Below are 25,746 nucleotides of genomic sequence, written 5' to 3'. Positions count from 1 at the left end.
CCAAAATGGCCAAAGCATTTGCCTCCCAAGGCGACATGACCGAGAAGAAAATCACCTTTGACAAGATCGGCCGCGATTTGTGGGCCTTCACAGCCGAGGGTGACCCGAACTCCGGCGTCATCATCGGCGACGATAGTGTTATGATCGTAGAGGCGCAGGCGACCCCGCGTCTGGCGCATAAAGTGATCGAACAGGTTCGCAAAGTCACTGACAAGCCGATCAGCCATGTGGTGCTGACCCACTATCACGCCGTGCGCGTGTTGGGGGCCTCGGCCTATGGCGCGGATCAGATCATCATGGGCGAAGCCGCGCGCGGCATGGTGATGGAGCGCGGTCAGGAAGATTGGGATAGCGAGTTCCAACGCTTCCCGCGCCTCTTTGAAGGGCACGAGAGCATCCCCGGTCTCACCTTCCCCACCACCACGTTCAACGACCGCATGACTGTGCATCTAGGCAACCGCCGCGTTGATCTGATGCACCTTGGCCGCGCGCATACGGCGGGCGATATCGTGATCCACGTACCGGACGAGAACGTGATGTTCACCGGCGACATCGTCGAAGACCACTCAGCGTGCTATTGCGGCGATGGGCACTTTGCCGAATGGGGGACCACGCTTGATGCGATCAAAGCCTATGACGTGAACTCCATCGCGCCCGGTCGCGGCGGTGCGTTGATCGGCAAGGAGGCCGTGAACCGCGCGATTGAAAGCACGCGTGATTTCGTGAACTCAACCTACGCCCCCGCCGCCCGCGTGGCAGCCCAAGGTGGCACGCTCAAACAGGCTTGGGACGCCGTGCGCGCGGAATGTGACCCGAAATTCGCCGATTACGCGATCTACGAGCATTGCCTGCCCTTCAACGTAGCCCGCGCCTATGACGAAGCCCGCGGCATCACCCACCCCCGCATCTGGACCGCCGAGCGTGATCTGGAAATGTGGGCTGCCCTGCAAGGATGACATTGGATACCGTCTTGATCGCGCTGGGGTTATGCTCGTTCACTTTGACTTTGTTCACATGGCTTCGGCTATTTGGATGGCTCCATAGTCTGCTGGCCGCTGGTGAAACCGAGGCAGCAAAACAACCAACGTGGCTGCGGATTGGGACCGGCAATCTTTCCGGCCTCTTCAAAATTGCGACGCAACGCGGACGATCACAACAATGGTTTGGACTGCTAAAAGCATTTTTTTGGGCAGCGCTATCATTCACTTTGGCGATGATGGCTTTCAGTTTGCTCACTCTTCCAAATAAGAACGAGTGCGGGATTAATCCAGATATCCTCCAAACCTCGCTATCAGCGCGGATCAAATGCCTTTGGCAGAAAAACGTTGGCCCGTAGTACTTGAAATTTAGGTCGGGAGAAAAAAATGGTCGCCACACGCTATAAAACAGCCTTCCAACTCTACCCTTACATCAAGGTGGACGCGCAGGATCATGCAGCGGTCCGCCACCCTGTGGTAATCGTCGGTGGCGGCCCTATCGGCCTCGCCCTCGCGCTTGACCTGGGGCAAAAAGGCACACCCGCACTGGTGCTGGATGATCATGATGGCGCGGGTCTCGGGTCCAAAGCGATCTGCTTTGCCAAGCGCACGCTGGATATTGCCAACCGTCTGGGCGCGAGTCAGGCGATGGTCGACAAAGGCGTGGTATGGAATGTCGGAAAAGTCTTCCACCACGATCACAAGATTTTCGATTTCAACCTGCAACCCGAAGCAGGCCACCGCAATCCTGCGTTCATCAATCTGCAACAGCCATACTTCGAGAAATACCTCGTTTATGCGATCAACACCGCCCAAGCGGCTGGCGCACCTATCGAGATACGGGGCCGCAACTGTGTCACCGCTCTGGAAAACCACGACGACTACAGCACCCTGACAGTCGAGACACCCGACGGCCCCTACCAGCTTGAGGCCGACTACCTCATCGCCTGTGACGGTGCGCGCTCTCCCCTGCGCGATATGATGGGTCTAAGCTTTGACGGCCGTATATTCGAGGACAACTTCCTCATCGCTGATGTGCATATGAAGGCCGATTTCCCGACCGAGCGCTGGTTCTGGTTTGAACCGCCCTTCAAGGACAGCGGCCAATCCGCCCTGCTGCACAAACAGCCCGATGACATCTGGCGCATCGACTTCCAGCTCGGCTGGGATATCGATCGCGACGCAGAGCTTAACCCCGCCCGTATTCGTGCACGTGTGGATGCCATGCTGTCTTCTCAGGCAGGTTATATCCCTGAGTATGAGCTGGAATGGACGTCCATCTACACCTTCCAATGCCGCCGGATGCAGAAGTTCCGTCATGGCAATGTGATCTTTGCAGGCGACAGTGCACATCAGGTTTCTCCCTTTGGCGCGCGTGGCGCGAACTCTGGTGTGCAAGACGCCGAGAACCTTGCCTGGAAGCTTGATCTGGTACTCAAGGGGCTTGCTGACGACAGCCTGCTCGACACCTACTCAACCGAACGCGAGCATGGTGCGGATGAGAACATCCTGAACTCATCCCGTGCGACGGATTTCATGACACCGAAATCCGACATCTCCAAGATTTTCCGCAACGCCGTGCTTGAATTGGCAAACCGACACGCCTTTGCCCGCCCTCTGGTCAACTCGGGCCGCCTGTCGGTTCCGTGCAATTACGCGGGATTTAATCTGTTTGGTGAAGACGCCCTTGAGGGGGCGCCAGCCGGAACAGCACCGGGCATGCCCTGCCCCGATGCGCCGCATGGTGACGGCTTCATACTTGATCATCTTGGCGGCGGCTTCACGTTGATGGCTATCGGCTGTGATGCAAGTGATGTCACCAGCCACGGGATCGACGCCAAGGTCATGCAGGTGGAATCCCCATCGCCCGACTTAAAAGCGCGCTATCTGGGCGAAGCTCCTGCAGGCCTCTACCTTATTCGACCCGACCAACACATCGTCGCGCGCTGGTCCCGTTTTGATAAAACCGCCGTGGCCCGTGCTACACAGACCGCTATCGGAAAGGCCTGAGCATGCTTAACCTGACCCCAAACCTGACCGATCCTGACGGGTTTTACGAAGAACTGATCCGCGCCCATGAAGGCCTGACGAAAGAGCAAAGCGATGCCTTCAACGCGCGCCTAATCCTGACACTAGCCAACCATATCGGCGACCGCGCCGTGCTAAGTGCGGCATTGGACACCGCGAAATGAGCGATGCTATCCTATGGGATTACCCCAAATCCTCGGCCAGTTACCAGTTGCGGATTGCGCTCAACCTTGCGGGGATCGACTACCGGATCGAACATGTCGATCTGCTGGCCAAGGAGCACCTTGGCGTCGATCACCTTGCGCGCAATCCGCAGGGCTTTGTGCCTGTTCTGGATATTGACGGTCACCGATTGACCCAATCTCTGGCCATTCTGGGCTATCTCGACACGACACACGGCCTTGGGCTTTTGCCTACTGGTCCTTATGAACGCGCGCGCCAGACAGCCCTGACCCATGCGATTGCCGTGGACCTGCATCCGGTGTGCAACCTGTCGGTCGCGGGCTTCGCTACCAACGGCGAGGAGCCTGCCAGCACCAATTGGATGCGCCACTTTATCACGCCGCGCATGGAATCTTTTGAGACACTGCTCGATAACTTCGTACAAGAACCGTTTTGCTGCGGCTCAGAACCCAGTTTGGCTGACATCGTCTTGATGCCCCAAGTCTACAACGCACAGCGTTGGGGCGCGGATTACGGCAGTTATCACCGCATCAAAGCGGCCGAGAAAGCCTGCGCCAAGCACCCCGCCTTTATCGCCGCCCACCCTGACCGATAGCACCCTATGCGCAGTGGAGCGCCAGTAGACATTGCAGTTCTCTCAGCAATTCAAGTGAAATTTTCAGCCACAAGCGGCCACACTGATATAATTGCGCGGCCTTTTCGCACAGAAGATCACGGTTTACCTTGCGCAACCTTGTCCGCTGCCTGAGCCGCTTTGCGCCCAGCGCCGAGTATAATTAATGCTCTGATCTATTAGCATAGCACGAGGGGCAATTGTACGCCTCAGGGCATATCAAACTGCAATCACGTCCATCTTATAATTCGGTAATTTTCGAGAGGCGGATTAAACCCGCCAGCATTCACACTTATGAAAAGCATCATAATATATGGAGTGGTGCACCCGGAGCGATTCGAACGCCCGACCCCCTGATTCGTAGTCAGGTACTCTATCCAGCTGAGCTACGGGTGCATTGAGGGCCTTCTAGTATCAGCGTTCAGGCAATGCAAGCCCTCAAATAACGCAAAATCAACATGACGGTAAAATTTCTTAAATCGTGCCGTCGCCCTTAGGTAGGGAGATTATAAATTCGCTTCCCTCTGCACCGGTTTTGGACAATCGGATGTCACCGCCATGCCCACGCACCAGCTCTGCGGATATCGCAAGCCCCAGACCAGAGCCCCCTTTGCGTACAGACCCCTGAAATGGCGCAAACAGGTGTTCTTGCGCCTTGGGCGGCAAACCCGGGCCTGTATCCCGGAATATTATCAGCCATTCTTGAGGGTTTTCTGTTGCATGGATCACAATTTTGCCCCCCGATTGCGTCGCTGTGATGGCCTGCCGCGCATTGCGCACCAGATTGCCAATCACGCGGTACATCTGTTCGGGATCTGCGCGAATATGCAATGTAGGCGGCACGTCATTTATCAATTCGAGCGCCCATTCCCCAGCTGCGAGGCGCTCACTTTCCAGCACTTCCTCCACGATATCTGCCAGACACACCATCGTCAGTGTTGGACCCGGCTCTTCGGCACGGCCGAAGGCGAGCGTTGACTCGCAAAGATGCACAGCACGGGTGATCGAACTGACAAGCTTAGGTGCCATTCGGGCGACAACCGGATCCTCTGACATCTCGATCCGGTCGGTAAAAAGCTGTGCAGAGGTGAGAATGTTACGCAGGTCGTGGCTGATTTTGCTCACCGCCGATCCCAGTTGAGCCAGACGTTCTTTCTGGCGAAGGGCGCCTGTTAGTTGGGTCTGCAAGGATTTCAGCGCCTCTTCAGCCTCCCGCAACTCAGTTACGCCTGCAGAAGGAATAATGATACGGCGGGCATCTTCGGGAGCGGCTGAATAGCGTTGCATGTGCGCGACAACGCCCTTGATCGGCTTGACTAGAAAGATGCGCATCGCGATGAACAACAGCAACGCGGTAATCACGGAGATGACGGCGGAGAGTGCCAGAATGCGCAAACCGTAATCGATCATCGCAGCGCGCATAGGCGCTGTCTCCATAGTCACTTCGATAAGCAACCCCGCGTCACGCACCGGTGCACCTATTACACGAATCACATCATTCTCGCGCCTCAACAGCCGCCGCATCGCATCGCGGATCAGAGTAGTCGCGGCACTGTCACGCAGATCAATGGTGCCGGAAATCACCTGTGGCATGGGCGAGGACAGCACCAATTGGCGCACTTCGTCGCGGCGCAGCACCACGTTGAAAACCTCCGCGTTGCGCAGCAACTCCGCCTCCAACTCGGCATCGATCATGTCATCAGCCAACAACGCCAACGAGGCAATCTGAGCCCGCTCCAGCCGATTAAGCATATAGTCCTCGCGAAACCGCGCGATGGAGGGGACAAAGATCAGCACCTCGGCGAGCATGACAAACACAGTTGTCAAAACCAGCAGTCGGCCAGAGAGAGAGTTAATCATCGCCAGGCCTTCAATCCCTTCGGGACGGCGGGTGGGGCGTCGTCGCAGACGCGCGTCATCGCCTTCACGGTATGAACCTCTGCACAAACCCTACAACACGCTTGACCAGATCACTTTCGAAAAGCCGCGGGCTGAAGTACGCGCCCGCTGCGCGTTTGTTGATCTCGCCAATCGTTGGATAAGGGGCAACCATAGCCGCAATCTGGCTCATCTTCATCCTGTTGGCCAGTGCTAGCGCCCAAAGATTGATAAGCTCTCCGGCTTGATACCCCACGATTGACGCCCCTACAGGACGCCCCTTCACCACCATCACCTTGATAAAGCCTTTGGTTTTACGCTCCGCAATCGCGCGGTCGTTGTGATTGTAGTGGAACCTCACCACTTCCAACCCGCCCCCGTGCTTTTCGCGCGCCTCTGCTTCGGTCATGCCAACCTGCGCAAGTTCCGGATCGGTATAAGTCGCCCACGGAATGTGCGACGTCTTCGCCTTTGACGGCAAACCAAACAGCATAGAGCGGATAATAACGCCCGCATGGTATCCCGCCACATGGGTGAATTGCAGCCCCCCCGCAACGTCGCCAATTGCATAGACGCGACGGTTGCTGGAGCGCAGGCTATCATCTACCTCAATCCCGTTCCGCGATGGCTTCACCCCGCCTGCTTCCAGATCAAGATTCTCTGTATTGGCCCGCCGTCCAACTGCCATCAGCAGATGCGTGCCCCTGAAGACGCGGCCATCTTTGGTCTTGACCTCAATCGCACCTGCCTGCCCGCGGATCTCGGCGGCAACAGCGTCCTCGGCAATTTCCACACTTTCTTCTTTAAGCGTATTCAGCACAATCTCGGCCAGTTCCGGATCATCCTTGCCCAGCGCCTTTGCTCCTTCGATCACGGAGACTTTACAGCCCATCCGAATGTGAGCCTGCGCCATCTCCATCCCGATAGGTCCGCCCCCAATGATCAGCAGATGCTCCGGCGCCTCACGCAGGCCGAACAATGTCTCATTTGTCTCGAACGGCACTTTGTCCAAACCAGGAATAGGCGGCACCAGAGGCGAAGAGCCTGTCGCAATCACGATTCGCCGCGCCTTGATGACAGTGTCCCCTGCCTGCACTTCGTCTTTCGAAATAAACCGCCCGTATTCGCGGATCACGTTGACACCAAAACTCTCGAACCGCTCCTGACTATCCACTGGAGCAATAGTCGCGATCACGTCTGCTACATGGTCCTTGGCAGCGGCGTAATCCACCTGGCCCGCCGCATCAGTCACACCGTATTGCGCGCTGTTCTGCTGCGAATAAGCAGCCTTGCCCGTGGCAATCAACGCTTTCGACGGAACACAGCCGTAATTGAGGCAGTCTCCGCCCATTTTGTGCCCCTCAAGCAGAACCACATCTGCCCCCATCTGCGCGGCCCCTGCCGCGACAGAAAGCCCGCCAGAACCGGCACCAATGATGAGGATGTCTGTCTTGATACGCTTCATTTCAAAAGGTCCTTTTTACCAGTCACTGCTTTGATCAGAACGGGCAGTAGCGACAGCACACACAGCCCAAGGATGGGAAACAAGATATGCGGCTCGAAGATAATGCCTAGATTTGGTGTCTCTCCGCGCGCAAAAACCTCTCCAAGGCCGGCCCCTACAGAGGTATACACGAGCGAGCCGGGAATAATCCCCAGAAAGGTTGAGATAACAAAGCGGCGAAGGGGCACACCCAAAAATGCGGGAATCAGATTGGCGACGAAAAAGGGCACTGCGGGAACAAGGCGGATGAAGAACAGCATCGACCACTGATTCTCGTCCAGCCCTTTCTTGATCCGCGACACCATCCCTTCGGATGCCTCCATCCGCGCCTTGAGCTTCTCTCCCAGCCCCATCCGAGCCGCAAGAAAGATGAGCGTCGCACCGGATGTCGCCGCAACTACATTCAATGCAGAGCCAGCAGCCGTACCGAACAGGAACCCGCCCGTCAGCGTGGCAATCGTCGCACCAGGCAGGGAAAAGGTAACAATCAGCACATAGGTCAACAAAAAACCAAGCAGGGTGAGGATCAAGTAGTTGTCGCGAAACGCAATCAACGCCTCACGGTTGTCGCGCAACACTTCAAAACTAAGGTAATCGCGAAGCGCAAATGCGCCCAACGCCGCGACAAGCACGATCACCACAAGCGGGCCAAACCGCGCTATCGGGGATTTTTTCGCGTCGACCTGGCTCGTCATTGTCATCTTTCCTGCTCCAAAGCGGCTGTATTCTATCCTAGATGCGCTCTTGCGCCCCAGTTGGACAGGCCACTCACGCTTGCTTGATCATGCGTGTTGAATTGGGACCCTGTTTGCGCCCTAATAAGCTTGATTGAAACATTTCATGCCCTGGCAATGCATATTTATTGCAGATCACAACGTTTTCCCGTCTTGCAGGGTTTGACTTGGGGCGCGCAGGCCTTTAGTGGACGAGTCTGAATTGACGCGTCGCCGCGAATCCGCAGGGCGCAAGTTATACTAGATGGAGACGGAGCGATGAAACGCACCTTTCAACCCTCGAACCTCGTTCGTAAGCGCCGCCACGGTTTCCGTGCGCGCATGGCAACTAAAGCCGGCCGCAAGATCATCAATGCGCGCCGCGCACAGGGCCGGAAAGAGCTGAGCGCGTAATTCGCGCCCAAGGCTTAACGCTATGACACCGCCGGAGACAGACCTGATTGGCACAACAGCCATAGGGGCAGCGTCTCAGGCGGTTTTGACACGCCCTGATCTTACCGTTCTGACGCAACGCCGCGACTTTCAGCGCGCCGCGCGGGGCAAACGGGTGGCCATGTCCGGATTCGTGCTGCAAATGCTGCCCCGCCCCGAGGGTGAGGTCGAAGGCATCCGCATCGGATACACCTGCTCCAAGAAGGTCGGCAACGCAGTTGCGCGTAATCGCGCCAAACGCCGCCTGCGCGAAATTGCGCGGGCCGTTCTGCCAACAGAGGGGCGCGTTGGCCATGACTATGTCCTGATCGGGCGCAGCGAAGCCACCGCCGCCCTACCTTTCTCTCAACTATTGGCCGATTTACACAAAGCACTTGCGATTCTTCACGGCCCGCGAACGTGAAGCTTTTGGCCCAAATCATCGCCTTGCCTGTTCGCGCCTATAGGCTCGTTTTCAGCCCGTGGGTAGGATTCAATTGCCGCTACCAACCCACCTGCTCAGCCTATGCCCTTGAAGCGCTGGAAAAGCACGGCGCGATCAAAGGCAGCTGGCTTGCCGCGCGGCGCATCGGGCGCTGCCACCCTTTCGGCAGCGCTGGTTACGATCCCGTTCCAGAGAAAGACTGAAAATGGATACCGGTTTCTTTAAGTGGGTTTGGAGCCTTAACGCACTAGCCATCAGCCTCGCGACCTTAGCGATACTAGGTCTGATCAGCTGGCAACTGACCCGCGACTTTCGCTAAGCACGCTTTCCGCAGCCAGACACCAACGCTATCGCACTGATTGCGCCCCAATCGGCCGACAAGACGAAGCACACCCATAGCTTCGGCACCCCACAAACACCCGACGGATCGGGGCCATATGCTATTCCGTTATATCTGGAGCAGCCGAATTCCGATCAAGGCTATAGCAAGCAATTCAACGACACTTTGGTCAATTACCGCATTGTCGATATCGCCGCACAGACAAACCGTTGGTTCTTCCCGCAAACCGATCGCCTGATCATGGAAACCCGCCAGCTTACGTTTCGCGCTGGAGACGCCGAAGAGCAACTTGGTCATCTCATGATCGTGATCGAGGACGACTCAGATGGCAACGGGCGCCTCTCTGGGCGCGACAAGCAGACTCTTTATCTGACAGACATCCACTGGAGCGCTCCTGTCAAAGTTATTGATAACGTGCGCGCCCTTCTGGCAATCTCCCCACAAAGCATGACAACGGCCGACCTGATATTCAAAACCAATGACGGCACCCACGCCGTACGGTTATCTCTGCCGGATGGTGCGATTCTGTCTGAACAGCTACTCACCCCAAGCGACTGACCTATTGCCTTTCAAAGGTGATAAGCACTTCGCCAATATCAACGCCGTATTTCTTCATATACGCCCGATTAAGCACTCGCCCACCGCCCATGTCCCACATCCAGTCATTGAAACTCACCCTCATCGTGCCGTCGGGCACGGGCAGATCAATGCGGTAGGTCCAGTTAAATGTATCGCCGCGCTCCTCACCCTTTGCTGTGCCGATCACACCGTCAGCGTAACCTGTCCATGTTTGGTCTGCCGTGATGGGGCCGGTCTTTTTCAGCCACCAGATCCGCTGCTCAGTCGTTCCCTCGGCATAGATAAAATCCTCCACCAATTTCAACCTTTCTCCGTCCCAAGTGCCAGTAACGATAACATCAAAGCGCCGCCGGACCGTGCCTAGAACATCCTGAAACTGCCCTTTGGCCAGAACACGCCCGTCAAAGTACTTCTCAAGATTGAAATTGCCCTTCGACAACTTTTCATCATCGAGGGCGGGCTTGCCAACACAAGCGCCCAACATCACCACCGCGACAAGAATCACAAACCGCATATCACGCCCTCCAAACTCTTTAGTTCAGAAGTAACGTGATATAGATAAAATCAACTGCCAGAGGACGCCGACATGCTTGATCAACCCGAAGACATACACGCGCTGTTCAACGGTGCCCCCCAGACGACCGAGTTCAAGAAGTTGCGCAAGCGCATCGTGCGCCAAACCCTCGAAGCGATTGAGCAATACGGCATGATCGAGCCGGGCACAAAATGGCTGGTTTGCCTTTCTGGCGGGAAAGACAGCTACACACTTCTGGCTGTCTTACACGAACTGCAATGGAGGGGGCTGCTACCGGTCGAATTGCTTGCTTGCAACCTTGATCAAGGCCAGCCCGGGTTCCCCGCAACAGTACTGCCCGAATTCCTTGAAAAGATGGGTGTCCCCCACCGGATTGAGTATCGGGACACCTACTCCATCGTTATGGACAAAATTCCCACTGGCCGTACCTTCTGCGCGCTCTGCTCTCGGTTGCGGCGCGGTAATCTCTACCGGGTCGCCCGTGAGGAAGGCTGCTCTGCCGTCGTGCTGGGGCATCACAGCGACGATATCCTTGAAACCTTCTTCATGAATCTTTTTCACGGCGGAAGGCTGGCAACGATGCCGCCCAAACTGCTGAACGAAGAGGGCGATCTGTTCGTTTACCGCCCTCTGGCACATGTGGCCGAGGTAGACTGCGAGAAATTCTCGACAGCTATGAAATACCCAATTATTCCCTGTGATCTGTGCGGCTCCCAAGACGGGTTACAACGCCAGCAGGTCAAAGCGATTCTAGATGGCTGGGAACGCAACAGCCCTGGACGGCGTCAGATCATGTTCCGCGCGCTAACCAATGCCCGCCCCTCCCATCTTCTTGACCCTAGTTTATTCGATTTTGCGGGGCTCGCCCGAGAAAGTGAAAATTTGAAATAGTTTTCAACTCGATCGTTTCGATGCGTTAACCCATGTTCGGGCAATGTTCCTCCACGATGTCAGCACCGGATCGCATACGGTCCGTATCGGAGGGACACCTGTGCCACGAAAAACTAAAGATGGTATCGCGTTCAACGCCGCGACGATTCGCAAACAAATATTTGATCTGCTGACTGCGCCACCAGCGTTGGCGTTTGTGCCTGCTTTCTCCCTTGCTGCTTTTTGGTTCGGAGGGGAAGGCGCGCTTTTGGTTGTTGCCGCTTTGGTTCCAGCCGCCTACCTGCTCTCTGGCGGGTTGCGCGCCGCAGTAGGTACGAAAGCATCTGCTAACGGCATGTTGCCGCGCGCAGCCATGGCCGCCCACTGCGAAGCCACCTTTGAAGAGGCTGTGGAAAACGGATTACTTTCTTGCGCCTATGCTGTCGAAATTGAGTCGTTCGCCAACCTGATCGACCGATATGGTCCGGCTGCCGGCGACAAAATCGTCGAGCGTGTGGGCGAACGACTTGGCGCCGTAATGCGAGATGATGACGTGGTCGGCCAGATCGGCGATGCCCGTTTCGCCATATGCGTTGCCCCGGTCCGCCAGCTCTCGCTTGAGCTTTGCATTCAAATGGCAGGCAGGCTTCAAGCCGCCGGAGAAGAGCCGATATCTATCGACGGTACGGTGGTCTATGTCGATGTCACCATTGGTTTTTGCCAACATTCCCGCGCCCCGGAACGCCAAAGCAAGCTGTGGCTCGAAGCAGCCTGCATCGCGTTGCGCAGCGCACAGGCAAGAGGAGCCTCCAGCATTCGCGCCTATTCCGACCAGATGCATCAAGAACGCAAGACCCGTCGCGAGCTACATGAGGATGTAGCTGCTGCATTGGACAGCGGTGAGATCACCCCTTGGTTCCAGCCTCAAATCTGTACCGATACCGGTCGCATCACCGGCTTTGAGGCCCTGGCCCGCTGGACCCACCCCGTCCGCGGTGTCCTTCCGCCAGCTGATTTTTTAGCCGCCATCGAGAGTTCAAACCTGCTAGAGAGACTGGCTGAGGTCATGATGTACCACAGCTTTCGGGCACTCAAACAATGGGATGCAGCAGGTGTCGAGGTACCGCAAGTTGGCGTCAACTTTACTGGCTCCGAACTAAGCAATCCAGGACTATTGGATAAGATAAAATGGGATCTGGACCGTTTTGATCTGACACCTGATCGCCTTGCTGTTGAGGTACTTGAAACGGTGGTCGCCAGCTCTCCGAACGACGTAATCACCAAAAACATCAATGCGTTGGGTGCTATGGGGTGTCGAATTGACTTGGACGACTTCGGCACTGGCAATGCCTCCATTGCTTCAATCCGCCGTTTCTCGGTCAGCCGCATCAAGATTGACCGCAGCTTCGTCATAAAGGCGGACCGAGATCCGGAACAACAACGGATGATCAGCGCAATTCTTACTATGGCAGAGCGTTTGCAGATCGAAACCCTTGCAGAAGGGGTTGAGACGGTAGGCGAACATGTGATGCTGGCGCAGCTTGGTTGCCAGCACGTACAGGGATTTGGCATTGGGCGCCCCATGCCATTCGACCAAACACTGGCGTGGATCAACGCGCACAACGCAAAGCTCCAAGACGTGCCGGTCATCATGCATAGCAGAAGAAAATAACCGGAAATTCGCCCAAAACCGATGTGACAAAGGAGCATGCAGCGGCGAATCCGCTTGACCTTTGGCGCGCCCCGTTGTGTACCCACCGGACAGTTTTCAGACATCAGGTGGCGGTGCCAATGGACGATCAAAACAAGAACCTCATCATTGCAACAGCGCTTAGCTTTGTTGTGATCCTTGTGTGGTTTGTGCTCTTTCCACCTCCGGAGGCTGAAACGCCCGTTGATGGGACGATCGCCTCACAATCCGCACCCGCGGAAAGTAGTCTGGCAACACCAAGCGCGGATGTACCTGCGGCAAATCCAGCGGCTACAGCCAGCACTGAAACAACACCAAGTGCGCTTGATAACGCGCCCCGTGTCGCGATCGAAACACCTCGCGTGAGTGGTTCTTTGTCACTTTTGGGTGGCCGCATTGATGAACTGTCACTTAACGATTACCGCACATCGCTCGAAGATGACGCAACGATTGTCGAGATTCTCTTTCCTGCTAGTGAGGCAAACGCGCAGTATGCGCTGCACGGTTGGGCTGCTGCTGCCGGTGTTGCCCCGACCGCCGTCCCAGGGCCAAATACCCTGTGGGAGCTTGCCTCCGGAGAGACGCTTGGCACAGACACCCCCGTCACGCTGCGCTGGGATAATGGCGAGGGCCTGATCTTTTCCAAAGAGATCGCGATTGATGATGAATTCATGTTCACCATCACCCAGTCCGTTGAGAACACAGGTACCACTGCCGCATCGGTTGCGCCTTATGGGGTTCTCGCCCGTCACGGCATGCCACCTGATCTGAAAAACTTCTTCATCCTACATGAAGGCGTCGTCGCAATGACCGATGGCGAATACTCCGAGATCGACTGGAAAGACATGCCGGATTTCGAGTTCAACCAGCGCGCAGGTGCCCGTACCAAAGAACAGAATATTACTAAAAATGGTTGGATCGGCTTTACCGATCACTACTGGATGAGCGTACTGATCCCGACACAAGGGACTGCGTTCAAATCCGTCGCCAAATACGATGAGCGCCGCGATATCTACCAGACCGAAGCCGTCAGCCCTGTTCAAACTGTGGCACCGGGGGAAACCATCACCAACACCACACAATTCTTCGCTGGTGCAAAGGAATGGGATATCCTCAAGGCCTATGAGGAAGGCGGCGTTTACAACTTTATCGATGCAATTGACTGGGGCTGGTTCTCCTTTCTGACAAAGCCGATCTTCTGGCTGCTCCACCACCTGAACCTTCTGATAGGTAACATGGGTCTGTCGATCATCGGCCTAACGCTTTTCATCAAGGCGCTGCTATTCCCGCTGGCTTATAAATCCTACGTTTCCATGGCGAAGATGAAAGAGCTTCAGCCAAAAATGGAAAAGCTGAAGGAAGAAGCCGGAGACGACCGTCAGAAAGTGCAGCAAGGCATGATGGCGCTCTACAAGAAGGAAAAGGTCAATCCGGCAGCCGGTTGTCTGCCTATCCTGCTTCAAATTCCGATCTTCTTCTCGCTCTACAAAGTGATCTTTGTCACGATCGAATTGCGCCATGCACCCTTCTTTGGCCCCTTCCAAGATTTGAGCGCGCCTGACCCGACCTCAATCTTCAACTTCTACGGCCTGTTGCCTTGGGGCACGCCCGAAGTTGGAAGCATCATGGCACTGGTGTTCATCGGCATTCTACCGCTGCTGCTAGGTATCTCCATGTGGCTGCAACAGAAGCTGAATCCGGCGCCCACCGACCCGACACAGCAGATGATCTTTGCGTGGATGCCTTGGGTATTCATGTTCATGCTAGGCAGTTTTGCGTCCGGTCTGGTTGTCTACTGGATCGCGAACAACACCATCACCTTTACCCAACAGTACCTGATCATGCGCAGTCAGGGGTACAAACCTGACTTGCTGGGCAACATCAGAGGCAGCTTAGGCCGCTTAGGCCGCAAGCCCAAAGCAGAACCGAAAAAGTGATGAAGGCAACGGCGCTCTGGCGCCACCCTATCAAAAGCCATGGGCGTGAGGCGCTTGAGCGTGTCACGCTGACCCAAGGCAGGTCGATGCCATTTGATCGTCTATGGGCCATTGCACATGACGCCTCTAAGGCCAATGATACTGAATGGGCCGCGTGCCAGAACTTCAGCATTGGTTCCAAGTCCCCTGCCCTGATGGCCATCACCGCAACCTTAGATGTGTCAACGCAAACCATCACTTTGCGCCACCCCGACAAGCCCGATATAACAGTACAGCCCGACACCCAAAGCGAAAAGCTGTTGGGCTGGGTGCGTTCTTTGGCCGACCCGAAGCGGCCGCAGCCTGCGCGGGTATTCAAACTTGAGGATCGCGGGTTTACGGACACGCCTTTTGCTTCCGTCTCTCTGTGCAACCGCGCGTCACATACAGCGGTTGAAACGCTCGCGAAGGCCCCGCTCCAGCCTGAACGCTGGCGCGGGAATATTTGGTTTGATGGGGCGGCTGCATGGGAAGAATTTGACTGGATCGGGCGCGAAATGCGCTTGGGGTCAGTCCGGCTTAAGATCGAAGAGCGCATTCAGCGTTGTAAGGCCACCACGGCCAACACCGATACAGGACTGCGCGATATTGATACACTCAAGGCGCTCAGTATGCTGGACCACCAGCATTTCGGAATCTATGCGAGCGTAATCGAGACGGGCGAAGTCGCCCTTGGTGACCAATTGGAGCTTATCTAATGCAGCTAGCTTTCCCCCTTGTTGAAGAGCCCGACGCGCAAACTGCCGAGAAAGGCCGCCTGCTGTTCGCCGGCCAGACCGAGTTTGTCAAAGGCGTTGTCGCGATGTCAGGCCTCCCCGAAGCTGACCGGATGGAGGTTTGTTTTGCAGGCCGCTCCAACGTAGGGAAATCGACCTTAATCAATGCCCTGACAGGCATGAAGGCACTCGCGCGGGCCTCGAATACGCCGGGCCGCACGCAAGAAATCAACTATTTCACGGCAGGGGAAGAGCTCTATCTCGTCGACCTTCCGGGCTATGGCTATGCCAACGCCCCCTTACCAGTGGTCGAGAAATGGCAGCGCCTGCTCAAGCAGTTCTTGCAAGGTCGTCAAACCTTGCGCCGGGCCTTCGTGCTCATTGACGCACGCCACGGCGTGAAAAAAGTCGATGACGAGATCATGAGCCTGCTCGACAGCGCCGCCGTGACATTCCAGGTCGTGCTAACGAAAGCTGACAAAGTCAAGGAAGTCGAACGGGAACAGATTCTGGATCAGGTGCGCGGCGCACTAAGCAAACACCCCGCAGCCTTCCCCGAATTGATTGTGACATCTTCCGAAAAGGGCTGGGGCATCCCGACACTCCGCTCGGTCATTGCCACGCTCGAATAACTACCTATGATCCCGATGAACTAGAGATCACGGATATGAGAAAACAAGATATGAACCGCGATTGGGCCGCCACCGCCGCTACTCTTTCACAGGCACTGCCCTACATGCAGCGCTACAATGATGCGACCGTCGTGATCAAGCTGGGCGGGCACGCCATGGGCAGCGACGAAGCCATGGACGAATTTGCCCGCGATGTCGTGCTGATGCGTCAGGTCGGCGTGAACCCCGTGATCATACACGGCGGTGGACCTATGATTAACAGCATGCTAAAGCGACTGGGCATCGAATCGAAGTTTGTGGACGGCAAGCGTGTAACCGATGCTGCGACCATGGAAGTGGTTGAGATGGTCCTCTCCGGTCTCGTGAACGCCCGCATCGTGCAAGCGATTTCTGAACAAGGTGGGCGTGCTGTAGGCGTATCTGGTAAGGACAGCGGACTTATTATTTGTGAGCCGGAAGATCCCACGCTTGGCCTTGTTGGCAAACCCACCAAAGTCAACCCGCGCTTGCTGCTGGATATGGCTGAAAAAGAGCTTATTCCTGTCATCGCCCCTTTGGGCATGGGAATGAATGGCGAGACCTTCAACATAAATGGCGACACAGCAGCCGGTGCAATTGCCGCAGCACTCAAGGCGGATCGCCTGTTGCTGTTGACTGATGTGTCAGGTGTCAAGAACGCCTCTGGTGAGGTCCTGACAGAGCTTACTGCCAGCCAGATCCAGGAAATGACCGCCGACGGCACGATCGCCGGTGGGATGATCCCGAAAACACAGACCGCACTGGATGCATTGGCCGCCGGCGTACGTGCCGCTGTGATCCTAGACGGTCGTGCGCCCAATGCCTGCCTGCTTGAGCTTTTCACCGAGCACGGCGCAGGCTCGATTATTAGAGCAGGCTAAGCCACTGAATGACCTATGACAAGACCTGTATCTATTCGCTCTATGACCACGCAGGCCTCACCTGATGGTGATAGAGCGGATTGAGCAGGCGGTAGGCCCAATGGGCCTGATGCTGATGGGGCATTTACCGCACCCCGCCGTAAGGCTTCAGACAATTGCCCTAATCGGAACCGATGCCAATTTCTGGGACGTATTCAGGACAGCACCAGAGTATAGCGACGGCAAGCCACATCCCGTGGATCGCTGGTCAAAGCGCCTACTCGGCGGCCTTGCTGAAAGCTTTGACGGCAGCTGTGTGTTCCCCTCTGACGGACCGCCCTACGCCCCATTCATTGCGTGGGCGCAGGCTTCGCATAGGTTTTGGCAAAGCCCGACAGGTATGTTGGTCCATGACCACGCAGGATTGATGGTATCCATCCGCGGAGCGTTGATCCTTAACGCCACTGTCCTGCAATCCGCAGTAAAACAGTCGCCCTGTGATCAATGTATAGATCACCCCTGCACCAATGCCTGTCCAGTTGGAGCCTTATCAGACAAACATCCCTACGACGTCCCTGCCTGTAAGACCCACATCTCAAGCGATGATGGCACGGCCTGTATGGAAATGGGCTGCGCAGCCCGCCGTGCATGCCCCGTCAGTCAGGCATTCAGCAGACCGCCCGACCAATCTGCATTCCACATGCGTGCCTTTAGAGGATCCTGAATGAAACGTCTCATCCTGATGCGCCACGCTAAGTCTGACTGGTCCGACCTCGCGGCTTCCGACCATGAACGCACCTTAAACAAGCGCGGACGCCGCAGCGCTGAGGCAATCGGTGACTGGATGCGCAGCAAGTCCCTGCAACCTGATCACGTCCTATGCTCGGACGCCGCCCGCACACGCGAGACGCTGTCCTTACTTAAGCTAGATGATGTGCCGACGACAGTAACGCCGCGGCTCTACCTAGCAGAACCCGATGTCATGGCACATGAACTGCATTCACGGGATGAGGATTGCATCGTGATGCTTGCACACAACCCCGGCTCGGCCATGCTAGCCGATATGCTGCTAGCAAAAGCTCCTGATCACCCTGACTTTGACACCTTCCCAACCTGTGCAACTATTGTCGCTGATTTCAACATCACTAACTGGCGTGACCTGCGCCACGGCACGGGCCGCGTTGTGGAGTTTATCGTTCCACGTGATCTCATAGAATAAGGGCGGGAGTTTCCTCCCGCCCTTTCATATCATCGTAATGATTGCGCTTTAGTGTCCCAGAATCTGGCTCAGGAACAACTGTGTGCGCGGGCTTTGCGGGTTATTGAAGAACTCTTCAGGCTCGTTCTGTTCAACGATCTGGCCCTGATCCATAAAGATTACGCGGTTCGCAACCTGACGGGCAAAACCCATCTCGTGCGTGACGCAGAGCATTGTCATGCCTTCTTCGGCAAGCTCGATCATTGTGTCGAGAACTTCCTTGATCATTTCAGGGTCAAGCGCCGAGGTCGGCTCATCGAATAGCATGATGCGTGGCTTCATGCAGAGCGAGCGGGCGATAGCAACCCGCTGCTGCTGACCACCGGACAGCTGACCGGGGAATTTGTCAGCCTGATCGGGGATCTTCACCTTTTCAAGGTAGTGCATCGCAACCTCCTCGGCCTCCTTCTTGGGCGTTTTACGCACCCAAATCGGAGCCAGAGTAAGGTTGTCCAGAATGCTCAGATGCGGGAAGAGGTTGAAGTGCTGAAAGCACATGCCAACTTCAGAGCGGATCTTGTCGATGTTTTTGAGATCCGAGGATAGCAGTGTGCCATCCACTTCAATTGAGCCCTTTTGATGCTCTTCCAGCGCGTTGATGCAGCGGATCAGCGTGGATTTGCCAGAACCCGAAGGCCCACAAATCACGATACGTTCGCCCTGATACACCGTCAGATCAATGTCGCGCAGCACATGGAATGTGCCGAACCACTTGTTCATATTCTGGATGGAGATCGCGACTTCGTCGGATACTTGTAGTTTTGCGGTATCAGCCATGTTCGGGCCTCCTTAACGATGATCTGTCGCAAGACGGCGTTCCAGCCACTGCGAATATTGTGAAATGCCGTAACAGACGACGAAGAACAGCAGGGCAGCAAAGCCCAAAAGCTCCCAGTACACCCCGTTCCAATCGGTAGATGCGAGGATGGGACCCCGGATCATGCCAACCAGATCAAACATCGAAATAACGGAAACAAGCGTGGTGTCTTTGAACAGACCCACCGCGATGTTCACGATGCCAGGGATCGAAATCTTCAGCGCTTGCGGCAGAATGATCAAGCGCATCGCTTGCGCGTAATCCAACCCCAAACTGTCTGCGGCCTCGTACTGTCCTTTCGGCAAAGCAGCCAAACCACCACGGATAACTTCGGCGATATAAGCCGCAGAGAACATGGTGATCATGATGACAACGCGGAGGAATAGATCGACCGTCGCCTCAGGCGGGAAGAAGTACGCCAGCATCACGCTTGCCACGAACAGCAACGTGATAAGCGGCACACCGCGGATGAATTCGATGAAAACAACACAAATCCATTTGATCAGCGGCATCGAGCTTTGCCGCCCGAGCGCCAGCGCAACACCAAGGGGGATCGACAGAGACACACAGGTAAGACCCAACATCATGTTGAGCATGAAGCCACCCAGATCGCGCGAAGGCACGGCCTCCAGCAAGGGAGTTTCCGGCGCAATAGCAGCGACGATAAAGCTGCTGATATACCAGAATACCATCGCAGCGGCGATTCCACCGAAAAGCGCCAGCGCAAAGTTCTTTGCAACAAAGCGGCTGTAGACAACGTAGGCAACAGCAAACCCTGCCAGCGCGAAAATCGGTATAAACACGGTGCCGCCCCAAATCAGCCAATAGGCAACAAAGGGATAGAGGACTGTGACGATCAACAGCTTGCGCGGCAGGTCAAAGAATAACACAGGCGCCAATGCCACAAACATCAGCACAAGAGCCACGGTCGGGCGCCAGTACATCTCGGACGGGTATTTGAAACCAAACAAGAGCTGGTTCCACCGCTCGGTCAGAACCGAGAAACAGGCCGCCGATTTGCCCTGCAAAACTTCGCGGCATTCGGCCAGTGACGATGTGGTCCATAGACCGCCGAGAATCCACGGCAGCGTTGCGGAAAGGATCAGATAGATCACATATATCGCGGCCACGGTGAGCAGTGAGTTAGCCCAAGTAGGAAACAGGTTTTCACGCATCCATTTAACCGGACCCACTGCGTTCATGGGGGCTGGTTGTTGAGGAATCTCTGTTGTCCGAACGAAGGCGACGGAGTGTTCATGTGTATCTGACATCTCAGCGCTCCTTCAATTTCATAGAGTTGTTATAGACGTTCATGACGGCAGAAATCGTCAGTGAGATCAAAAGATAGAAGAGCATTAGCAAAAGCACGCATTCGATCGCACGGCCAGTCTGGTTAAGCGTGATGCCCCCCAGCGTGGCGGTGATGTCGGCATAGCCAACCGCAATCGCCAATGAGGAGTTCTTGGTGATGTTTAGGTATTGCGAAATCAAGGGTGGGATGATCACCCGCAATGCCTGTGGCAGAACAACAAGGCTCATCACGCGGCGTGGTCGAATACCCAGCGCGGCAGCGGCTTCTGTCTGCCCCTTGGACACCGCCTGAATACCGGCGCGCACGTTCTCGGCGATGAAGGCGCCAGTGTAGATGGAAAGCGCGAACCACAGCGCAATCAGTGGGCCACCAATCTTGATACCTCCGCCAAAGTTAAAACCCTTCAGCACAGGGATATCCCAGGTCAGGCCAAAGATGAGGCAGAAGATAATGATTGGCAAAATCCAGATCGCCAGATTGCTCCATAGTGTATTGGGGCGCACCCCAGTCGCTTCCTGAATTCTATTGGCCCGTGCGGTCATGAACCGCGTAGCAAACAGCGACGCCAGAAGCGTTGCGATCACCAGCACCCAGTTCACCGCGCTGCCCTCACCGCCCCCGAAACCGCGGGTAAAGTAAGGACCAGGAATATAGACACCGCGGTTGGTGAAGGCGAAAAGATCAAACAGCATCGAAGCCGCTGGCGTATCGCCCTTGAAGTCTCTGGGGCTGGGCATAACTGCCGTCATGATCGTGAAGATAATGATGATCCAGATCAGCACAGGAATATTACGGAAGATCTCGACGTAACCTGCCATCAGCTTGCGCACCAGCCAGTTATTCGAGAGGCGCAAAACACCCGCGATAACGCCGAATACCGTCGCCGTGATACAGGCAAGGAACGCCACCAGCAGTGTATTGAGAATACCCACTAAGGCCGCGCGAAGGTTTGATGACTGGCTGTTATAATCGATCAGTGTCTGGTTGATATCATAACCAGCAGAGCTGGACAGAAACCCGAATGAGATATTCAAACCGGCTGCCCGTAGGTTCGCGGCGAGGTTCGAATATAAATAAGCGAGCGCTAAGGCCAGAATGATTGCTGCGATGACCTGCAATGTCATCGACCGGTACCGCGTATCGTTCAACAGCATAGATAGCCGGAACGAGCCCTGTGGTGGGTCCGTGAGTGTCGACATTATATGTATCCCCGTGGTCCCGGTTTATTTTCATGCGTCTTTTGACGTCAGTACCGGATCATTTATTTTTTGTCTGGTTGTAAGGCACAAAGGGCGCGGAAGAACCGCGCCCTTTGCTCGTTATACTTAACGGAATGGTGGTGTGTAAAGCAGGCCGCCATCGGTCCACTGAGCGTTCAAACCACGCGCCAGACCGATTGGTGTATCTTCGCCGATGTTCTTCGCAAAGATCTCGCCGTAGTTACCCTGTGTCTCGATTGCGCGCTTGGCCCAATCTGCGTCCAGGCCCATCATCGCGCCGAGGTCACCTTCGGTGCCCAACAGACGTGCAACTTCTGGGTTGGTTGTGGACGTTGCCATTTCGTTTACATTGGCAGAGGACACACCCAGCTCTTCAGCTGCGATCAGTGCGTTCAGAGTCCAGCGAACAACATCGCCCCACTCGTTGTCACCGTGACGAACCAGCGGACCAAGTGGCTCTTTGGAGATGATTTCTGGCAGCAGGACGTGGTCACCAGGTGCTTCGAATGTCGCGCGGGTGGAAGCCAGACCGGACGCATCGGTTGTGTAGGTGTCACATGCACCGGCAAGGTACTGCTGCGTGCCTTCTGCGTTTGTCTCGATTGGCACAGGCTCATAGCTGATGTTGTTGGCGCGGAAGAAGTCGGCCAGGTTTAGCTCGGTTGTTGTACCTGTCTGGATGCAAACAGTGGCACCATCAAGATCTTTTGCAGACGACACACCCAGTGCTTTTGGCACCATGAAGCCTTGGCCGTCATAGTAGTTTACGCCAACGAAATCGAACTTCAGGTCGATGTCGCGAGAGAATGTCCATGTGGTGTTACGCGCCAGCATATCGATCTCGCCGGAAGCCAGAGCGGTAAAGCGTGTTTTACCAGTTGTTGGCACGAATTCGACGGCTGCCGCATCGCCCAGAACAGCAGCAGCAACGGCACGGCAGACGGAAACGTCAAAACCTGTCCATTCGCCATTCGCGTCGGGTGCAGCGAAGCCAACCAGACCTGTAGTTACACCACAGTTCAGTTTGCCGCGTGCTTTGACGTCATCCAACGTGCCAGCAGCTGCTGCAACAGCAGACAGACCAGCGATCGTGAATGCGCCAAGAATAATTGATTTTCTCATCTTTACCTCTTCCTGATTTTCCATCGCTTTCCGGATGGATAAGTCGGCGTTTTTCACGCCGGTGGTGATACTGCACGAACAATGTCCGTGCAGTGGATGCAAGTTTGGGCGGATTCCCGTATAAAGGTCAAGTGTTAGGAGACCAAAAACCGAGCACAACTTCCCCTTGACCCAGAGGAGCCGCTCATTTTTTGACTATTCGTGTTGCCGGAGGTCATACATCCGCTTCGCATGCAGGAATGCTTCGCGCTTCACCTCGGCCAAAGCGGTGGCATCTTCGTCTTCGCCCCACTTCTCTTCTTGCCAAAGCTCATCCAGACGGGACAGGTTCCACAGCGTTTCCACAGGTCTCGCGTCTAGTGTAGCAGCGAATGCAAGCACCAGAGATCCCGACAAACTCACCAGATCATGAAACGCCGCCAACTCGAACGCATCAAGCGCGTGAGTGCGGTGGCGCAATACCTTGATGGCTTCCGGATCTTGCGGGATGTGCATGACACCGACACGTACTTCCAGCTTTGCCGACAGCGTGTCTGCGGCCCAGTCAAGCATCGGATCCCACTGCTCGGCTTGGCGCTCAACCAACTCGACCGGAGAATCAGCGCGGTAGCACAGCAAATCACTATCGCCATAGGCCGCCAGCATGTCGGCGACTTCTGCGTGCTGGATGGAGACCTTATCAATCGCAGCGTTGGCCGTTTTGGTGGCCGGCATCGTGTTAGGATTGATAATGTCTTTCTGCGCGTCCCACTCCTGTGCAATGGCCAGAGCCATCGCGCGCGTGGGCACATGCAAGGCCTGCTTGGCTGGTGTCTTTACAGCCCGACCATCCAGCGTGACCGCATAACCGGTCTCGGCCTCGACAACGCTGGCCTCTTTCCAGAACCGTTTTGCTTTCCAGTCACTCATCTTTCAACCCTTCCAGATGGCATCCAACAGCGGCGGGACCGCTTCGAAATTCTCAACCAAATGCCGCGCCGCAGTAAGCCGTGCAGGCGGATGATAGCCCCAGCTGACCCCGATGCCAGTTATACCCGCAGCCTGCGCCATTTCCATGTCAAAGCTAGTGTCACCCAGCATAACAGCATTAGCGGCGGCTACACCTGTGTCGCTCAGTGCTTCGAGCAGCATCGAGGGGTTGGGTTTAGAGGGATGAAAATCCGCCACCTGCTGTGTGACAAACATCCCCTCCAGCCCATGCGCCTCGATCAACTTGTCCAGCCCACGCCGCGATTTTCCCGTTGCCACGCCCAACAGGACATTAGGCCAAGCTTGCAACGCCTCAAGCGCCGCGCGCGCCCCCGGATAGAAAGGAGAGGATTCACCCCTCGTAGAATCAGCACGCAAAGTCATGTAGGCGTCTTTGTAGCCCTGAACCAACCGCGCCTGAGTGGCGGCATCCGCTTCAGGTGCAAGGTGCGGCATCAGCACATCCAGCGACAGGCCGACCACGCCCAGAACGTTAGCCCGTGGCGGCGTCGGCAGCCCCTCAGCCGCGAACGTTAAATGCATCGCTGCGAGAATATCCGACTGGCTGTCCACAAGCGTGCCATCCACATCGAAAATAACCAGACGCAAAGGCGCGCTGCTCATCCCCAGTCATCTCCGAACGGATTGTCAGGTGCAAATTTTGTATGCCACGCGAAGGTGTCCCATGTGCGCTGCATATGTTCTGGAAGAGGCGCCACGAGATTGAGTACCGCTTTTGTCGCGGGATGCTGGATCGTCAGGCTGCGCGCGTGCAGGTGCAGCTTTTTGGAGATGTCACCGCCCAGTTGCGCACCCCATCCGTCACCCATGTTCTCCTGCCCAGAGCCACCATATTTCCCGTCACCAATGATCGGATGACCAATCTCTGCCATATGCACACGCAACTGGTGCGTACGGCCTGTAACGGGGCTAAGTGCCATCCATGAGGTGCGGGTGCCCGCCTGCTCCAACACGGAATAATCCGTTGTGGCGCGCTTGGCACCCTCGGTGCTGTCCACATCGCGCGGATGGACCGCATGCATCTTTTCGCCTTCGCCACGCGGCCCGTGGCCGCCTGCTTTTACCAAGCCAAACTTGATCGTGCCGTTGCGCGGATGCGGCGCACCAGCGACAGCGGCCCAGTAAATCTTGCGCGTTTCGCGGTGCCGGAAGTTCGCCGTCAGCGCCTTGGCTGCTTCACGCGTCCGCGCCAGAACCAGCACGCCCGACGTGTCTTTATCCAGCCGGTGCACAAGGCGCGGCTTTTCATCAAGGTCGAACATCAGCGCCTCTGAGAGCGCATCAACATGCCGCTCCCCCTGCCCCGAGCCACCCTGCACCGGCAGACCGGGCGGTTTGTTCAACGCAATCACATGGTCGTCGCGGTAGATCACGCAGGCGCGGATCATCTTGGCCTCGGCATCCGTGACTGTCGTGCGCTTGGTCGGCGGCGGAGCCTCACCCGTGGGCAGCGGCGGAATACGGACTTCCTGACCGACCTCGACGCGGGTGGAGCCCTTTACACGGCCCCCATCCACACGGATTTCGCCTTTGCGGCACATCTTTTCGATACGGCCTTGTGGCACGTGCGGGAAGATGGCCTTGAACCAGCGGTCCAAGCGCTGATCCCCGTCACCTTCTGCTACGGTAATAGTTTGGACACGGCTCATGCGAATACCCCTCTGGCGATCCAAAGTCCCAACATCAATCCACCCAGACTTAGCCCCACAGACAGCGCCACATAGGCGCCCGCCGCAGCGATTTGCCCGCGCTCCATCAGCGTAATCGCTTCAAGCGAGAAAGCCGAGAAAGTGGTAAAGCCACCAAGGACACCGGTCATGACGAAGGGGCTCATATGCGTCAGCCCCTTATGGGCTGCGGCAACCACAAACGTGCCCATCAGGAACGAGCCGATGATGTTCACGGTAAGGATCGCCAACGGAAAATCCGCAGGCCCCATAACGCGCATCATACCCACTCCGACAAGGTAGCGGCATGCAGCACCAATGGCACCGCCCAAAGCAACAAGGGAGACAGTTGAAATCATGCAGTCCCCATC

The 25,746-nt window shown here is 56.1% G+C and carries 29 protein-coding genes and 1 tRNA gene; 17 read left to right on the top strand and 13 right to left on the bottom strand.

Annotated features, from left to right (window positions below; genetic code table 11):
- Positions 1-5: 5 nt before the first annotated feature.
- Genes V7730_RS08890 through maiA form a run of 5 tightly spaced genes read left to right on the top strand, consistent with a single transcriptional unit; the run spans position 6 to position 3,783 of the window.
- Positions 6-956: an MBL fold metallo-hydrolase gene (locus V7730_RS08890; protein ID WP_335747240.1), complete on the top strand. Its 951-nt coding sequence runs from the start codon at positions 6-8 to the stop codon at positions 954-956.
- Positions 957-958: 2 nt separating this feature from the next.
- Positions 959-1,336 (top strand): hypothetical protein, encoded by a 378-nt coding sequence (locus V7730_RS08885; RefSeq protein ID WP_335747239.1) that lies wholly within the window; start codon positions 959-961, stop codon positions 1,334-1,336.
- 28 nt (positions 1,337-1,364) lie between these two features.
- Positions 1,365-2,987 (top strand): FAD-dependent oxidoreductase, encoded by a 1,623-nt coding sequence (locus tag V7730_RS08880; protein ID WP_335747238.1) that lies wholly within the window; start codon positions 1,365-1,367, stop codon positions 2,985-2,987.
- A 2-nt stretch (positions 2,988-2,989) separates the two neighbouring features.
- Positions 2,990-3,169 (top strand): DUF2783 domain-containing protein, encoded by a 180-nt coding sequence (locus V7730_RS08875; RefSeq protein ID WP_335747237.1) that lies wholly within the window; start codon positions 2,990-2,992, stop codon positions 3,167-3,169.
- A complete protein-coding gene (maiA, locus tag V7730_RS08870; protein WP_335747236.1) occupies positions 3,166-3,783 on the top strand; it encodes a maleylacetoacetate isomerase in 618 nt (205 codons plus the stop codon). The genes V7730_RS08875 and maiA overlap by 4 nt, the downstream gene beginning before the upstream one ends.
- A 337-nt stretch (positions 3,784-4,120) precedes the next feature.
- Here the strand turns inward: maiA and V7730_RS08865 are convergent.
- From V7730_RS08865 to V7730_RS08850, 4 genes are all read right to left on the bottom strand, one after another.
- Positions 4,121-4,197: transfer RNA gene (locus V7730_RS08865), tRNA-Arg, on the bottom strand.
- A 78-nt stretch (positions 4,198-4,275) separates the two neighbouring features.
- A complete protein-coding gene (locus V7730_RS08860) occupies positions 4,276-5,661 on the bottom strand; it encodes a sensor histidine kinase (protein WP_335747235.1) in 1,386 nt (461 codons plus the stop codon).
- A 64-nt stretch (positions 5,662-5,725) separates the two neighbouring features.
- Complete coding sequence (locus tag V7730_RS08855; protein WP_335747234.1) at positions 5,726-7,144, bottom strand: dihydrolipoyl dehydrogenase family protein; 1,419 nt, start codon at positions 7,142-7,144, stop codon at positions 5,726-5,728.
- Complete coding sequence (locus V7730_RS08850; RefSeq protein ID WP_335747275.1) at positions 7,141-7,878, bottom strand: TVP38/TMEM64 family protein; 738 nt, start codon at positions 7,876-7,878, stop codon at positions 7,141-7,143. Before V7730_RS08850 ends, V7730_RS08855 begins: the two co-directional genes overlap by 4 nt.
- Before the next feature lie 297 nt (positions 7,879-8,175).
- On the opposite strand from V7730_RS08850, the gene rpmH reads away from it, so the two are divergent.
- From rpmH to V7730_RS08830, 4 genes are all read left to right on the top strand, one after another.
- Positions 8,176-8,310, top strand: coding sequence for a 50S ribosomal protein L34 (gene rpmH / locus V7730_RS08845; protein WP_025063397.1), 135 nt, complete (start codon positions 8,176-8,178; stop codon positions 8,308-8,310).
- 22 nt (positions 8,311-8,332) lie between these two features.
- Positions 8,333-8,752, top strand: coding sequence for a ribonuclease P protein component (gene rnpA / locus V7730_RS08840; protein ID WP_335747233.1), 420 nt, complete (start codon positions 8,333-8,335; stop codon positions 8,750-8,752).
- Complete coding sequence (gene yidD / locus V7730_RS08835; RefSeq protein ID WP_335747232.1) at positions 8,749-8,976, top strand: membrane protein insertion efficiency factor YidD; 228 nt, start codon at positions 8,749-8,751, stop codon at positions 8,974-8,976. Before rnpA ends, yidD begins: the two co-directional genes overlap by 4 nt.
- Positions 8,977-9,278: 302 nt before the next feature.
- On the top strand, positions 9,279-9,671 hold the full coding sequence (locus tag V7730_RS08830; protein WP_335747231.1) for a hypothetical protein: 393 nt from the start codon (positions 9,279-9,281) through the stop codon (positions 9,669-9,671).
- Position 9,672: 1 nt separating this feature from the next.
- Here the strand turns inward: V7730_RS08830 and V7730_RS08825 are convergent, their stop codons facing one another.
- Complete coding sequence (locus V7730_RS08825; protein WP_335747230.1) at positions 9,673-10,206, bottom strand: DUF3833 family protein; 534 nt, start codon at positions 10,204-10,206, stop codon at positions 9,673-9,675.
- A gap of 72 nt (positions 10,207-10,278) precedes the next feature.
- Here V7730_RS08825 and ttcA point away from each other — a divergent pair, with 72 nt between their 5' ends.
- From ttcA to V7730_RS08785, 8 genes are all read left to right on the top strand, one after another.
- On the top strand, positions 10,279-11,118 hold the full coding sequence (gene ttcA / locus V7730_RS08820) for a tRNA 2-thiocytidine(32) synthetase TtcA (protein ID WP_335747229.1): 840 nt from the start codon (positions 10,279-10,281) through the stop codon (positions 11,116-11,118).
- A 100-nt stretch (positions 11,119-11,218) separates the two neighbouring features.
- Positions 11,219-12,769, top strand: a complete 1,551-nt coding sequence (locus V7730_RS08815) for a putative bifunctional diguanylate cyclase/phosphodiesterase (protein WP_335747228.1) — start codon at positions 11,219-11,221, stop codon at positions 12,767-12,769.
- 119 nt (positions 12,770-12,888) lie between these two features.
- Entirely contained in the window at positions 12,889-14,724 is a 1,836-nt protein-coding gene (gene yidC / locus V7730_RS08810) for a membrane protein insertase YidC (protein WP_335747227.1), read from the top strand.
- The gene (locus V7730_RS08805) at positions 14,724-15,461 is read left to right on the top strand and encodes an MOSC domain-containing protein (RefSeq protein WP_335747274.1); all 738 of its coding nucleotides are present in this window, start codon (positions 14,724-14,726) and stop codon (positions 15,459-15,461) included. Before yidC ends, V7730_RS08805 begins: the two co-directional genes overlap by 1 nt.
- Positions 15,461-16,111, top strand: coding sequence for a ribosome biogenesis GTP-binding protein YihA/YsxC (yihA, locus tag V7730_RS08800; RefSeq protein ID WP_335747226.1), 651 nt, complete (start codon positions 15,461-15,463; stop codon positions 16,109-16,111). The genes V7730_RS08805 and yihA overlap by 1 nt, the downstream gene beginning before the upstream one ends.
- Before the next feature lie 35 nt (positions 16,112-16,146).
- Positions 16,147-17,010 (top strand): acetylglutamate kinase, encoded by an 864-nt coding sequence (gene argB / locus V7730_RS08795; RefSeq protein WP_335747225.1) that lies wholly within the window; start codon positions 16,147-16,149, stop codon positions 17,008-17,010.
- A 64-nt stretch (positions 17,011-17,074) separates the two neighbouring features.
- Positions 17,075-17,713, top strand: coding sequence for a ferredoxin (locus V7730_RS08790; protein ID WP_335747224.1), 639 nt, complete (start codon positions 17,075-17,077; stop codon positions 17,711-17,713).
- Positions 17,714-18,208, top strand: coding sequence for a SixA phosphatase family protein (locus V7730_RS08785; RefSeq protein ID WP_335747223.1), 495 nt, complete (start codon positions 17,714-17,716; stop codon positions 18,206-18,208). It abuts the gene before it with no gap.
- Positions 18,209-18,256: 48 nt separating this feature from the next.
- Here V7730_RS08785 and V7730_RS08780 read toward each other — a convergent pair whose 3' ends face one another.
- From V7730_RS08780 to crcB, 8 genes are all read right to left on the bottom strand, one after another.
- Positions 18,257-19,024, bottom strand: coding sequence for an amino acid ABC transporter ATP-binding protein (locus tag V7730_RS08780; RefSeq protein ID WP_335747222.1), 768 nt, complete (start codon positions 19,022-19,024; stop codon positions 18,257-18,259).
- 12 nt (positions 19,025-19,036) lie between these two features.
- Positions 19,037-20,335, bottom strand: a complete 1,299-nt coding sequence (locus V7730_RS08775) for an amino acid ABC transporter permease (protein WP_335747221.1) — start codon at positions 20,333-20,335, stop codon at positions 19,037-19,039.
- 1 nt (position 20,336) lies between these two features.
- Positions 20,337-21,575 carry an amino acid ABC transporter permease gene (locus tag V7730_RS08770; protein ID WP_335747220.1) on the bottom strand — a complete coding sequence of 413 codons (1,239 nt, stop codon included), beginning with the start codon at positions 21,573-21,575 and terminating at the stop codon, positions 20,337-20,339.
- 126 nt (positions 21,576-21,701) lie between these two features.
- A complete protein-coding gene (locus V7730_RS08765; protein WP_335747219.1) occupies positions 21,702-22,718 on the bottom strand; it encodes an amino acid ABC transporter substrate-binding protein in 1,017 nt (338 codons plus the stop codon).
- Positions 22,719-22,913: 195 nt separating this feature from the next.
- Positions 22,914-23,627 carry an ATP12 family chaperone protein gene (locus V7730_RS08760; RefSeq protein ID WP_335747218.1) on the bottom strand — a complete coding sequence of 238 codons (714 nt, stop codon included), beginning with the start codon at positions 23,625-23,627 and terminating at the stop codon, positions 22,914-22,916.
- Positions 23,628-23,630: 3 nt separating this feature from the next.
- Positions 23,631-24,311 (bottom strand): HAD-IA family hydrolase, encoded by a 681-nt coding sequence (locus V7730_RS08755; protein ID WP_335747217.1) that lies wholly within the window; start codon positions 24,309-24,311, stop codon positions 23,631-23,633.
- The gene (locus V7730_RS08750; RefSeq protein ID WP_335747216.1) at positions 24,308-25,357 is read right to left on the bottom strand and encodes an RluA family pseudouridine synthase; all 1,050 of its coding nucleotides are present in this window, start codon (positions 25,355-25,357) and stop codon (positions 24,308-24,310) included. The genes V7730_RS08755 and V7730_RS08750 overlap by 4 nt, the downstream gene beginning before the upstream one ends.
- Positions 25,354-25,734, bottom strand: coding sequence for a fluoride efflux transporter CrcB (gene crcB, locus V7730_RS08745; RefSeq protein WP_335747215.1), 381 nt, complete (start codon positions 25,732-25,734; stop codon positions 25,354-25,356). The genes V7730_RS08750 and crcB overlap by 4 nt, the downstream gene beginning before the upstream one ends.
- Positions 25,735-25,746: the final 12 nt, after the last annotated feature.

The organism is Sulfitobacter sp. (assembly GCF_036961165.1).
GTDB lineage: Bacteria > Pseudomonadota > Alphaproteobacteria > Rhodobacterales > Rhodobacteraceae > Sulfitobacter.
This window is presented reverse-complemented; position numbering and strand designations above follow the sequence as displayed.

Coding starts and splice junctions, on each gene's coding strand:
- V7730_RS08890 (WP_335747240.1), top strand. CDS start 6: ATGGCCAAAGCATTTGCCTCCCAAGGCGACATGACCGAGAAGAAAATC.
- V7730_RS08880 (WP_335747238.1), top strand. CDS start 1,365: ATGGTCGCCACACGCTATAAAACAGCCTTCCAACTCTACCCTTACATC.
- V7730_RS08875 (WP_335747237.1), top strand. CDS start 2,990: ATGCTTAACCTGACCCCAAACCTGACCGATCCTGACGGGTTTTACGAA.
- maiA (WP_335747236.1), top strand. CDS start 3,166: ATGAGCGATGCTATCCTATGGGATTACCCCAAATCCTCGGCCAGTTAC.
- V7730_RS08860 (WP_335747235.1), bottom strand. CDS start 5,661: ATGATTAACTCTCTCTCTGGCCGACTGCTGGTTTTGACAACTGTGTTT.
- V7730_RS08855 (WP_335747234.1), bottom strand. CDS start 7,144: ATGAAGCGTATCAAGACAGACATCCTCATCATTGGTGCCGGTTCTGGC.
- V7730_RS08850 (WP_335747275.1), bottom strand. CDS start 7,878: ATGACGAGCCAGGTCGACGCGAAAAAATCCCCGATAGCGCGGTTTGGC.
- rpmH (WP_025063397.1), top strand. CDS start 8,176: ATGAAACGCACCTTTCAACCCTCGAACCTCGTTCGTAAGCGCCGCCAC.
- rnpA (WP_335747233.1), top strand. CDS start 8,333: ATGACACCGCCGGAGACAGACCTGATTGGCACAACAGCCATAGGGGCA.
- V7730_RS08825 (WP_335747230.1), bottom strand. CDS start 10,206: ATGCGGTTTGTGATTCTTGTCGCGGTGGTGATGTTGGGCGCTTGTGTT.
- ttcA (WP_335747229.1), top strand. CDS start 10,279: ATGCTTGATCAACCCGAAGACATACACGCGCTGTTCAACGGTGCCCCC.
- yidC (WP_335747227.1), top strand. CDS start 12,889: ATGGACGATCAAAACAAGAACCTCATCATTGCAACAGCGCTTAGCTTT.
- V7730_RS08805 (WP_335747274.1), top strand. CDS start 14,724: ATGAAGGCAACGGCGCTCTGGCGCCACCCTATCAAAAGCCATGGGCGT.
- yihA (WP_335747226.1), top strand. CDS start 15,461: ATGCAGCTAGCTTTCCCCCTTGTTGAAGAGCCCGACGCGCAAACTGCC.
- argB (WP_335747225.1), top strand. CDS start 16,147: ATGAGAAAACAAGATATGAACCGCGATTGGGCCGCCACCGCCGCTACT.
- V7730_RS08790 (WP_335747224.1), top strand. CDS start 17,075: ATGGTGATAGAGCGGATTGAGCAGGCGGTAGGCCCAATGGGCCTGATG.
- V7730_RS08785 (WP_335747223.1), top strand. CDS start 17,714: ATGAAACGTCTCATCCTGATGCGCCACGCTAAGTCTGACTGGTCCGAC.
- V7730_RS08780 (WP_335747222.1), bottom strand. CDS start 19,024: ATGGCTGATACCGCAAAACTACAAGTATCCGACGAAGTCGCGATCTCC.
- V7730_RS08775 (WP_335747221.1), bottom strand. CDS start 20,335: ATGTCAGATACACATGAACACTCCGTCGCCTTCGTTCGGACAACAGAG.
- V7730_RS08770 (WP_335747220.1), bottom strand. CDS start 21,575: ATGTCGACACTCACGGACCCACCACAGGGCTCGTTCCGGCTATCTATG.
- V7730_RS08765 (WP_335747219.1), bottom strand. CDS start 22,718: ATGAGAAAATCAATTATTCTTGGCGCATTCACGATCGCTGGTCTGTCT.
- V7730_RS08760 (WP_335747218.1), bottom strand. CDS start 23,627: ATGAGTGACTGGAAAGCAAAACGGTTCTGGAAAGAGGCCAGCGTTGTC.
- V7730_RS08755 (WP_335747217.1), bottom strand. CDS start 24,311: ATGAGCAGCGCGCCTTTGCGTCTGGTTATTTTCGATGTGGATGGCACG.
- V7730_RS08750 (WP_335747216.1), bottom strand. CDS start 25,357: ATGAGCCGTGTCCAAACTATTACCGTAGCAGAAGGTGACGGGGATCAG.
- crcB (WP_335747215.1), bottom strand. CDS start 25,734: ATGATTTCAACTGTCTCCCTTGTTGCTTTGGGCGGTGCCATTGGTGCT.